The sequence below is a fragment of the Peribacillus sp. P4_B1 genome (genome assembly GCF_056402395.1).
On sequence record NZ_JBFUHM010000088.1, the window covers coordinates 1 to 10,211 of the forward strand.

The 10,211-nt window shown below is 39.0% G+C and carries 13 protein-coding genes; 8 read left to right on the plus strand and 5 right to left on the minus strand.

The genetic code is table 11. From position 1 onward, the window contains the following. On the plus strand, window positions 1–1,143 hold a 1,143-nt coding region (locus AC1DVK_RS25540), incomplete at its 5' end, for a hypothetical protein (protein ID WP_477627692.1). Between the two features lie 243 nt (window positions 1,144–1,386). Here the strand turns inward: AC1DVK_RS25540 and AC1DVK_RS25545 are convergent. Next, a complete protein-coding gene (locus AC1DVK_RS25545) occupies window positions 1,387–1,668 on the minus strand; it encodes a hypothetical protein (RefSeq protein ID WP_061462701.1) in 282 nt (93 codons plus the stop codon). A 303-nt stretch (window positions 1,669–1,971) separates the two neighbouring features. On the opposite strand from AC1DVK_RS25545, the gene AC1DVK_RS25550 reads away from it, so the two are divergent. Further along, complete coding sequence (locus tag AC1DVK_RS25550) at window positions 1,972–2,586, plus strand: glucosaminidase domain-containing protein (protein ID WP_477627693.1); 615 nt, start codon at window positions 1,972–1,974, stop codon at window positions 2,584–2,586. A gap of 243 nt (window positions 2,587–2,829) precedes the next feature. On the opposite strand, the gene lexA is transcribed toward AC1DVK_RS25550, so the two are convergent. Further along, on the minus strand, window positions 2,830–3,453 hold the full coding sequence (gene lexA, locus AC1DVK_RS25555; RefSeq protein ID WP_061462705.1) for a transcriptional repressor LexA: 624 nt from the start codon (window positions 3,451–3,453) through the stop codon (window positions 2,830–2,832). A 155-nt stretch (window positions 3,454–3,608) separates the two neighbouring features. Here lexA and yneA point away from each other — a divergent pair, with 155 nt between their 5' ends. The 6 genes from yneA to AC1DVK_RS25585 all read left to right on the plus strand — a co-directional run bounded on the left by yneA (window position 3,609) and on the right by AC1DVK_RS25585 (window position 8,157). Beyond that, window positions 3,609–3,920, plus strand: a complete 312-nt coding sequence (gene yneA / locus AC1DVK_RS25560; protein WP_061462707.1) for a cell division suppressor protein YneA — start codon at window positions 3,609–3,611, stop codon at window positions 3,918–3,920. A gap of 19 nt (window positions 3,921–3,939) precedes the next feature. Then, entirely contained in the window at window positions 3,940–4,596 is a 657-nt protein-coding gene (locus AC1DVK_RS25565) for a YneB family resolvase-like protein (RefSeq protein WP_061462709.1), read from the plus strand. Between the two features lie 65 nt (window positions 4,597–4,661). Further along, complete coding sequence (locus AC1DVK_RS25570; protein WP_061462711.1) at window positions 4,662–4,895, plus strand: DUF896 domain-containing protein; 234 nt, start codon at window positions 4,662–4,664, stop codon at window positions 4,893–4,895. A 223-nt stretch (window positions 4,896–5,118) separates the two neighbouring features. After that, window positions 5,119–7,122 (plus strand): transketolase, encoded by a 2,004-nt coding sequence (tkt, locus tag AC1DVK_RS25575; protein WP_477627694.1) that lies wholly within the window; start codon window positions 5,119–5,121, stop codon window positions 7,120–7,122. A gap of 294 nt (window positions 7,123–7,416) precedes the next feature. Then, entirely contained in the window at window positions 7,417–7,857 is a 441-nt protein-coding gene (sirA, locus tag AC1DVK_RS25580) for a sporulation inhibitor of replication protein SirA (protein WP_061462713.1), read from the plus strand. A gap of 84 nt (window positions 7,858–7,941) precedes the next feature. Next, the gene (locus AC1DVK_RS25585; RefSeq protein WP_034312934.1) at window positions 7,942–8,157 is read left to right on the plus strand and encodes a YneF family protein; all 216 of its coding nucleotides are present in this window, start codon (window positions 7,942–7,944) and stop codon (window positions 8,155–8,157) included. Between the two features lie 346 nt (window positions 8,158–8,503). On the opposite strand, the gene AC1DVK_RS25590 is transcribed toward AC1DVK_RS25585, so the two are convergent. Genes AC1DVK_RS25590 through AC1DVK_RS25600 form a run of 3 tightly spaced genes read right to left on the minus strand, consistent with a single transcriptional unit; the run spans window position 8,504 to window position 10,209 of the window. Then, complete coding sequence (locus AC1DVK_RS25590) at window positions 8,504–9,640, minus strand: zinc-dependent alcohol dehydrogenase (protein ID WP_089363234.1); 1,137 nt, start codon at window positions 9,638–9,640, stop codon at window positions 8,504–8,506. Window positions 9,641–9,653: 13 nt separating this feature from the next. Continuing rightward, window positions 9,654–10,016 (minus strand): spore coat protein, encoded by a 363-nt coding sequence (locus AC1DVK_RS25595; protein WP_089363235.1) that lies wholly within the window; start codon window positions 10,014–10,016, stop codon window positions 9,654–9,656. Between the two features lie 10 nt (window positions 10,017–10,026). Further along, window positions 10,027–10,209, minus strand: a complete 183-nt coding sequence (locus tag AC1DVK_RS25600; RefSeq protein WP_477627695.1) for a spore coat protein — start codon at window positions 10,207–10,209, stop codon at window positions 10,027–10,029. Window positions 10,210–10,211 lie beyond the last annotated feature (2 nt).

Here is a 10,211-nt window from a genome sequence, read left to right on the forward strand (position 1 = left end):
CTAGTACACTTTGGAGCACACCAATATGTTGGAAGGGTCATCACTTTAGCTTCCCCTCATCACGGTTCCAACTTGGCTGATTTGGCATATAGCTGGTATGCGGGCTGGCTTGGTTCATTATTGGGCCAAAAAGATGAAGGAACTTACTCTTTACAGTTTGGTAAAATGGCGGAGTTTCGTTCTGTCACGGATAACCATGTTAACTCCCGGAAAAATATGTATTTCACCGTGGCCGGTATGAATAGAGGGCCGGTTCTTTCCGCTTTATCAATGGGTGGACAATATTTATCTTCATATGGAGAAAATGATGGTTTAGTGAATGTATGGAGTACGAAAATACCCTACGCGTCACATTTATTTACGGATCCCAACTATGATCACGACAATATTCGAATAGGTTCAGCTGTATTTTCAAGGATTGAACCCTATTTAAGAAGCACTTCTATTGCTGGGATTCCTGGTTTAAATGTCAATTATAAAGAAAACGTTGAAGATGATGTCATCACAACCGCTCTTTCGCAAACTGTCCTGGGAGATGTCCTGCAACAAAATGTCTGGAACGAACAAAGTTTCCATGTAAATGAAGCAGCTCCAAGTGATATAACCATATACACTGCCACAAATGATGTCGAGGTTGAATTGATTTCTCCATCTAATATAAAGTATAGACCTTCCTTAAAAGTTCAATCTGCAAAAAATCAAACTTCCTTTTTTAATGGTGCTACCATACAAACATTTAATAGGAATAAACTTGAAATTGGTGACTGGAGAGTGCGAATGAAGACTAAATCACCAAAAGATGCATACCTTTTCACGGCACAATTTAACGAAAAGAATCCGATTACATTAAGTATGGCTGGTAAAGTTAAGCAAAAAGATGCTAAATTTATCATTAAGAATCCGATGAATGATAAAAAAAGGCCAATCAGCACAACATTTCTGGTTCATCTAATAGATGAAAGCGGGAAAGAAATTAGTGAAAAAAGCACAATTCAGGAAATGGATACCGAAAAGTTTTCGGGTACCCTTCCAGAAGTGCCTAAATCAGGTGTTTATAATGTAACAATTGACGTCAAGGAAAAAAGCATGAATGGTCCTGAAAGAACTCGTACGCTGATTCGGTCGGTCTATATTGAAAAGTAGTGGAAATCACCAAAAAATCCCCTCTCTTAATTGAGAGGTTTTTTTAGGTTGAAATGTGGAGGTGTGAATTGGTTTTATTTACTTTACTTTGGGCTATGTTGATTAAGCTAAGTAAAAGGCTAGGCCGTAATTGCCATAAAGGAATGAATATTGGAGTGTTCGATGGGAATATAAGCTAGTTTGGTCTCCTGGCAAGAACAAGATTGATGACCCTAGGCGTCCGCTATCATGTATAGTTCAATCCTACTTTTGATAAGATTCTCTATAAGACAAAATACTAGTTTTGAGAGCAGCATAGTTGCCTATGCTTGCATAGCCATAAAACCAGCCCATGAAAATTCCTGCAACCAAATGGTGTCGATGGCTGATGAAAATGGAAATGAATAAGCCTAGAACCAAAGCGATGGCAGGGATGAATTTTGGAGGAATTGGAAACATGACCTTAATAAGTTGAGTAAGTGTCATGATGGTAGGAATGGCTATCACTGCATCCCAAAAGTTTGTATGGATGGTTGGGAAGTCCATAATGTCACCACCTTAGAAGTTTTCACAATTAATTTTTACCATTTACAAAGGATTTATACCATATTAATTAATGCAATATAAACGATTGATCAATGAAAGTTGATACAACAAGTTTCGAAGACTTTCAGAGTTCAATGTGAAGCCGCTCAGTGTATGCTTGCTCTTTTTTGATCATAGTGAAGACAATTAACCAAATATCAGTACCTTTTTTGCTGGACATGCTGTCACCCTTTTCATGGTTTAGAATACGATATGAATGAAGATAACCAGTTAAGAAAGTGAGTCCTAATGATGGAGGTTCTAGTGAGCAAGGAAACGTTTATTAAGGAAATTGCTCCATATGCCCTGAAAATTCAAAAGGAATTTAAAATTTTGCCTTCTGTGATCATTGCACAAGCTTGTTTGGAGAGTGGATATGGGACAAGCTTTTTAGCAAATCAAGGAAAGAATATATTCGGTACAAAAGGTGATTTTAAGGGCGAGTCAGTCATTATACAAACAATTGAATACGTCAACGGTGCACCCGTTCAAATATGGAACAAATTCAGAAAATACCCAACATGGGAAGAAAGTCTAAGAGATCTTGCCAATCTATATGTAAAGGGAACTTCATGGAATAGAAGTTTGTATACAGCCGTCATTGGAGAACAAGATTACAAAAAAGCACTCAAAGCAATATTCGATGCGGGTTACGCCTCGGATCCGAAATATATAGAAAAACTGGCGAACCTAATCGAAACAAGCGATTTAACTAAATATGATGAAAGCATCGAAGAGGTCTATCATATCGTCAAAAAAGGGGATTCCGTATCTGCGCTTGCAAAAGCATATGGTTCTACGCAAATGCAGATTCAACAGTGGAATGGATTGGTCGATCTTAACCTTATTAAAGTGAACCAAAGATTAAGAGTGAAATGAACATTTACAGGGAGCGGGGTTTTATCTCGCTCTTTATTAATTTTATGGTTTCATATTTTTCCTAAAGTACATATATCCAGAAAGCGATACCTTGCCTATCAACCGCCATAAATGAATAATGTTTTAATACTCCTATGAAAACACGCTTCTATTAAAAAAATATTTCAAACCTAGTCTTCCAAATGCATAATGATAGAATTTCGGACATAAATTAAACAAACAAAAAAAGCGCGTTTAGCGCTTTTAATGTATTTGTCTATATAAGCCTATTACTTTTCCAAGTATCGAAACATCTCTTAAAATAATTGGTTCCATATTTGAGTTCTCAGGCTGAAGCCTTATGTAATCCGGTTCCTTAAAGAATCGTTTTACAGTGGCTTCATCATCTTCCGTCATGGCCACGACGATATCTCCATTATTGGCACTGCTTTGTTGTTTCACGATGACATAATCTCCATCATGAATTCCTGCTTCAATCATACTTTCACCCATGATTTCTAGCATGAAAACATGGTCATCATGTGGAACCATGCTTTCGGGAAGCGGAAAGTATTCTTCTATGTTCTCAATTGCAGTTATCGGCATGCCCGCGGTTACTTTACCAAGTAACGGCACGTTCACGACACTAGCTTTGGGGATATTATTCGCTTCCTCCAAGTTCAGTATTTCAATGGCCCTCGGCTTGGTTGGGTCACGTCTTATCAGACCTTTACTTTCCAGGCGGGATAAATGTCCGTGTACTGTTGAACTTGATGCAAGTCCCACTGCTTCGCCAATCTCCCGGACGGAAGGTGGATACCCTTTTTGGCGGACCTCTTCTTTAATGAAATCAAGGATATCTTGCTGCCGTTTTGATAGTTTAGTCATATGTGCACCTCTTCTCCAATGTTCTTTGCCCCATTATAGCATGGCCCCCAATTCTATACAAACATAAGTTCGAATTTAGTTGTTGACTGAAACAAACGTTCGTATTATAATTTTGACATAACATACGAACGAACATTCGCTTTGGAGGGATATTTATGAAAAAAATATACAAAAATTATGTATATACGATTCTGTTAGCTGGATCAGTATTCATCTTTTCAATTTTATTCTCTTGTACATTGGACAATGATCAAAAAAAGGATTTCCTTTCTATAGAAGTAGGTGAAGGCGACACCCTATGGGGAATTGCCGAAAAATATGATGAAGCTGATTTGACAAAAAAAGAATTCATTGGTTGGATAGAAGAGCATAATGGAGTCAGGGCAGATTCGATTAAACCTGGTCAAGTCATTGTCATACCGGTTAAAGGGGAAGAACTTGTTCAGAATTTGGCAAGTCAGCAGTAAGCAGTGAAGGTAGGGTATTATGAAGGCAATAATCTATTGTAGGGTCAGCACAGAAAAAGAGTCACAGGAGACATCATTGGCAAGGCAGGAAGATGAATTAGTCAAATTGGCCGAAAAGTTGGATATGGAAGTTGTTTCCATAATAAAGGAACAGGAAAGCGGTTATGAGTTAAACCGGGATGGCATTTTTGACATGATCGAACTATTTAAAGCCAAAGAAGCCGAAGTTCTATTAATCCAGGACGAAACAAGACTAGGAAGAGGGAATGCCAAAATAGCCCTTTTCCATGTCATCCTTAAAGAAGACGTGAAAATCTATACGCTCTCACACGATGGGGAAATAGAGTTATCGGATTCGGATGCCATGGTCATCCAGATAGTCGGTATTGTAGAGGAATATCAAAGGAAATTACATAACTTAAAAATAAAACGCGGGATGATAAGAGCCGTTGAAAAAGGCTACCGCCCTCAAAACAATCTTCAGAACCAAAGGAATTCTACTGGAAGGGAACGTATGGAAATTCCCATTGAAGAGATTATTAAACTCCGGGCCAATGGATTGACATTTGCAGAAATCGCAGCCACTTTAAGGGGCTTTGGATACAATGTATCCAAAGCTACGGTGAACAGGCGTTTTCTCGAACATCAACTAAATATACAGGAAAGTCAATCATAGAACTTGTAATTTCGCTTTTTTTTTAATACCATGACAATATCCGCAGATTACGAAGGAGCGAAATTATGCTATCAAAAGAAAAAATAGCCCGTATTAATGAACTTTCTAAAAAGGCAAAGGCTGAAGGTTTAACGGAAGTCGAGGCGAAAGAGCAAACCCAATTAAGAAGTGAGTATTTAGAAACATTCAGACGGTCCATGTCCGATACGTTGGAGCACGTGAAAGTCGTTGATCCAGAAGGAAATGACGTCACTCCTCAAAAGATAAAGAATATTAAAGAAAAAAGAAACTTACATTAATGCTTGGACTATTATCATGAAACACCCCATTTTAAGCTTTAATGATTAAAAAGGGAGTGCATTCATGTATGTATTCTCCTATTTAGCTTAATCTAAATAGGGGACTTCTTTAATTTCCAGAAAATATTGTAATATCGGGGTTGTAAATAGTGATTTTAGTTGTGATATTATGCTGGTCACTATAATATAAAGAGGTACATTACAGGAAGGGATGTTTTACGATATGTTAGATAAATTAGATGCACTTTCTATCAATACGATTCGTACATTATCGATTGACGCAATTGAAAAGGCTAATTCCGGCCATCCAGGCATGCCCATGGGTGCAGCGCCGATGGCGTACAAATTATGGACTGAATATATGAATCATAACCCGAAAAATCCAGATTGGTTTAATAGAGATCGCTTCGTTCTTTCAGCTGGTCATGGATCTATGCTGTTATACAGCCTTCTTCATTTATCGGGCTATGGCTTATCTATCGATGATTTGAAAAGCTTCCGCCAATGGGGCAGTAAAACTCCAGGACATCCCGAATTCGGACATACCGCTGGGGTAGATGCAACGACAGGTCCTCTTGGACAAGGTATTGCAATGGCAGTCGGAATGGCAATGGCAGAACGCCACTTGGCAGAAAGCTATAACCGTGAATCTTATAATGTGGTCGATCATTATACATATAGCATTTGTGGGGATGGAGATTTAATGGAAGGTGTTTCTGCAGAAGCGGCTTCATTAGCAGGACATCTGCAACTTGGAAGACTTGTCGTTTTATATGATTCTAATGATATATCCCTTGACGGTGACTTAAGTCAATCATTTAGTGAAAGTGTAGCAAACCGGTTCAAATCTTATGGATGGCAATATGTCCGCGTTGAGGACGGGAACGATCTTCAGGAAATTGCCAAAGCGATTGAAGAAGCGAAAACCGATGAGGCACGTCCAACATTAATCGAAGTGAAAACGGTTATTGGTTACGGTTCACCAAACCGTTCAGGTAAATCTGCTGTTCATGGCGCTCCGCTTGGTGCAGATGAGCTGAAGTTGACTAAGGAAGCTTATAAATGGACATTCGAAGAGGATTTCCATGTTCCAGAAGAAGTTTATTCTCACTTCAATGAATCTGTTGTAGAGGCAGGCGCCCAAAAAGAAGAAGCTTGGAATGAATTGTTCAAAAATTACAAAGAAGCACACCCTGAGTTAGCCGAGCAATTGGAGCTGGCAATCAAAGGTGAACTGCCTGCTGAGTGGGATCAGGAAATTCCGGTTTATGAAGAAGGAAAAACATTAGCTTCCCGTGCTTCAAGCGGAGAAGTATTGAATGCAATTGCCAAAAAGGTCCCTAGCTTCATTGGTGGTTCTGCAGATTTAGCAGGATCTAATAATACTGCCATCAAAGGTGAGACAGATCTATTACCTGGTAATTACAGTGGCCGTAATATATGGTTCGGTGTACGTGAATTCGCTATGGGTGCGGCTTTAAATGGAATGACCCTTCATGGTGGATTAAAAGTGTACGGAGGTACATTCTTCGTATTCTCTGATTATTTGCGTCCTGCCATAAGAATGGCAGCACTGATGGGACTACCTGTAACGTATGTCTTCACCCACGATAGCATTGCTGTAGGGGAAGACGGACCGACACATGAGCCAATCGAACAATTAGCATCATTGCGGGCAATGCCTAACCTAGGGGTAATCCGTCCAGCTGATGGCAATGAAACGGCAGCAGCTTGGAAAGTGGCTATGGAGTCTACAAATAAACCGACTGCCCTTGTACTGACTCGTCAAGGGTTGCCCACAATAAAAGATACTTCCGAAACAGCTTATGAAGGTGTTTCAAAAGGGGCTTACATCATATCCGCTGCTAAGAAAGAAGAAGCGGATGCATTACTACTTGCGACTGGTTCTGAAGTGAACTTGGCTGTGGAAGCACAGAAAGCTTTAGCGAACGATGGAATTGATGTTTCGGTAATCAGCATGCCATCATGGGATCGATTTGAAACTCAATCTAAAGAATATAAACAAAGTGTAATCAATCCAGCAGTGAAAAAACGTCTAGCTATCGAAGTGGCTTCACCGTTTGGCTGGGATCGTTATGCAGGTGATGAGGGTGAAATATTGGCCATCAATCATTTTGGAGCTTCTGCACCAGGCGGTAAGATCATGGAGGAATTTGGTTTCACTGTAGAAAATGTAGTTGCTCGTGTTAAAGAAATGCTTAAATAATAGTAATGGGGAACTGACACCAACTAGTTTGGTGTCAGTTTTTTTATCGAACCTTCTAATTGTATGTTGAAAGTGCTCTTATTCTCTGGGATAGCATCCATTCGACAAAAAAAGAAAAAAATTTCTCCAGCAAACAACATATCTTTTTAGTTTGTCAATATATAATGAGAATAAATAATTTTCGTTTAAATGTGTCAGTTAAAGGGGAAAGTCATCAAGGGTAGGAAATAATGGAAGGTCCTGATGGTAAGTTGTTCTGGTGACCAAAATAGGAATGCTAGGAGGCGTTGGCTGATGAGAACCTATCAAATCTTTTTAATCGAAGATGAATTTGCCCATCATTATTATGGAAGAGAAAAGCTATTTTTCAATTTGTTTTTGGAGTATATTCAAGCAAGGGGCAGACTGAAGAGTATTTTGCAAAAACAAATCGAATTTGTCACCAAAACAGTCCCCATTATCCAGTTGCAGGTAGCAATTGAACAACGTTTACAAAAAAAGATGAATTTTTGGTCTCAAAATGGAAAATACTATTTAGAAAAAACAAACGGATCAAGTAAAGCCGTGTTAATCATCCAGGATGAGTCCATTACGCTTAAAGCTGAAGGAGACTATGAAGCGGAGACGGCTTTCTTTGAATGCATTCGAAAATATGAAGCGAGTTTTCTAGCCATTGATTTTGAACACGAAAAATACGGTTGGTTAAAACCGATAAAAGAAAGAAAATTTGTCTAAATGGGGGACTTTTCGGTAGCGGGTATTGTATAATAACCTTTGGTCTAGTACACTGATGTTAGACAACACGAAGGAGGAAATAGTATGTGGGTTTACATTCTAGTTGGCGTACTGGCATTGATTGCTGGAGTAGTGCTGGGATTTTTCATCGCTCGTAAATACATGATGGATTACTTAAAGAAAAATCCGCCAATTAACGAACAGATGCTGAAAATGATGATGATGCAAATGGGTATGAAACCATCCCAAAAGAAAATTAATCAAATGATGAGCGCCATGAATAAACAACAAACAAAATAATAAGCATGAAATACCGCTATTATAACCTTGTTTTTATAAAAAGATAGGATAAATGTAAAGTTATAACGATAAACCACGTAAGGATCGAACCTTCAATTGATTTAAGTGATAATTAAGTTTATCTTCCTTTTTAAACGTAAAGCCACTTTTCCTGGACGAGTTTCAGGAAAAGTGGCTTTTATTTTCGAGTTTGAATATCATTGGTAACAATTTTTAGAATCGGAAGCAATAAAGGTTTTGAAACTAGAGTAGAAGCAATAGTCGCCATGAACTTGTGAACAAAAATAGCTTGAACAACAATACCTGGAGTCAATAAATTCAGTAACCTACAAAATATCACTGCTAGTCAGGGCTTCAGCACCACTTTAATGCATCCGTCTGTCCTTGTATCGAATACTTGATAACCATGTTTAGCTTGATCGATTGGAAGTACATGGGTTACGACATCGCCAGGATCAACCTTTCCTTCAGATATAAGGTTATAGAGATAGGGCATATAAGGGATAACAGGAGCTTGTCCGGTCTTGATATCCACGTTTCTTTGAAATATATCCCCTAACGGAAATCCGTTATAACGCCCTCCGTAAACACCTGTTATTTGAATGGTTCCAGCTTTACGCACGGCTTGCGAGGCAATTACAAGACCACCCATGGCACCTCCATGCAGCTTAAGGCCAGTTGCTAGATATTCCATAGGAGTCATTTTACCGCTCATGCCAGAACAGTCAATTACGATGTCGGCTCCGCCTTTGGTTATTTCTTTGAGATATTCCCCTACGTTTTCATATTGTTCGAAATTAACGATTTCGACTTTATTTGTCCGTTTAGCATGTTCCAAACGATAGTTGAGATGATCGACGGCAATGACCCTTTTCGCTCCTTTGAACCAAGCGAATTTTTGAGCGAGTAATCCAACGGAACCGCAGCCCAAAATGATAACTGTATCACCAGGTTTAACTCCTGCATGGTCAACGCTCCAAAATGCAGTTGAAGCTGCATCTGCGAGTAATACCAATTTTTCATCTTCTACCTCACAATCTTCCGGAATCTTAAAAGGTGTGAAATTTCCATAAGGAACCCGCATGTATTCTGCTTGTCCTCCCGCATACCCACCAGTTGTTTCTGAATATCCCAAAAAACCACCCATTTCGCCATGAGGGTTTGAGTTATCGCACTGACTTGTAAGGTCGTTCTCGCAATACCAGCAGCTTCCGCAGCTAACGTTAAAGGGGATGATAACACGATCTCCCTTTTTTAACTTATTTACACCTGGACCGACTTCCTCGACAATTCCCATTGGCTCGTGGCCAATAACATAATCAGTTGGCATATTTGGAATCATTTGATGAATCAAGTGCAAATCCGAACCGCAAATGGCTGAAGTTGTAACTTTTACGATAATATCATCTGAATTTTTGATATGGGGGTCTTTAACATCTTTGACCTGCACGTTTTTATTGCCCTGGTAAGTTACGGCTTTCATAAAACTTCCTCCTCTATTTATTTGGCGTTGCGAACATCCCGAGTCTATCTGTATCGTTAGGGAATAACCTCATCCGAGCGATGCTGATTGCCATTTCTGCTGATTTCAAATCCAATTCAACTTGCTTTCCTATATCATTTGGATAAAGCCAGCCTTTACTTATCATTAAATCGGATATTTCGGCATGTAAATCAATGGATTGCTCCATTTGCCGGTATAGGGCTTGTCTCAATTCTGGACTCATTGTTTCCGTTATAGCTATTGCATACGTATGAATCCCGCTTTTGATTGACAGTAGGAAATCGAGGGCAAAAGAAGAATCAGCCATTTCAGGCATATGTTCAGCGCCTTGGGGATCTAAATAATCCATTTCCATAACGTTCACCTCATTGTATATAGTTTGTTCGGGCACCTTGGTAAAAACTTTTCAGTTCATTAATGGCTATTATGGATTGCTGTACGTCTTTTTCCATTAGTGCCTTTAAATCATTATCGAAACAAATTCCTTGCATTAATTTGGATTTCATCAAGCTTATTGTTTTAAAATTTATTATTTCATGCGTCTCCATGG

Excerpts from the sequence above, each read along its gene's own strand:
- AC1DVK_RS25600 (WP_477627695.1), bottom strand. The coding sequence starts at position 10,209 with ATGGAGACGCATGAAATAATAAATTTTAAAACAATAAGCTTGATGAAA.
- sirA (WP_061462713.1), top strand. The coding sequence starts at position 7,417 with ATGAGAACCTATCAAATCTTTTTAATCGAAGATGAATTTGCCCATCAT.
- AC1DVK_RS25585 (WP_034312934.1), top strand. The coding sequence starts at position 7,942 with ATGTGGGTTTACATTCTAGTTGGCGTACTGGCATTGATTGCTGGAGTA.
- AC1DVK_RS25545 (WP_061462701.1), bottom strand. The coding sequence starts at position 1,668 with ATGGACTTCCCAACCATCCATACAAACTTTTGGGATGCAGTGATAGCC.
- yneA (WP_061462707.1), top strand. The coding sequence starts at position 3,609 with ATGAAAAAAATATACAAAAATTATGTATATACGATTCTGTTAGCTGGA.
- AC1DVK_RS25590 (WP_089363234.1), bottom strand. The coding sequence starts at position 9,640 with ATGAAAGCCGTAACTTACCAGGGCAATAAAAACGTGCAGGTCAAAGAT.
- AC1DVK_RS25570 (WP_061462711.1), top strand. The coding sequence starts at position 4,662 with ATGCTATCAAAAGAAAAAATAGCCCGTATTAATGAACTTTCTAAAAAG.
- tkt (WP_477627694.1), top strand. The coding sequence starts at position 5,119 with ATGTTAGATAAATTAGATGCACTTTCTATCAATACGATTCGTACATTA.
- AC1DVK_RS25595 (WP_089363235.1), bottom strand. The coding sequence starts at position 10,016 with ATGGAAATGGATTATTTAGATCCCCAAGGCGCTGAACATATGCCTGAA.
- lexA (WP_061462705.1), bottom strand. The coding sequence starts at position 3,453 with ATGACTAAACTATCAAAACGGCAGCAAGATATCCTTGATTTCATTAAA.
- AC1DVK_RS25565 (WP_061462709.1), top strand. The coding sequence starts at position 3,940 with ATGAAGGCAATAATCTATTGTAGGGTCAGCACAGAAAAAGAGTCACAG.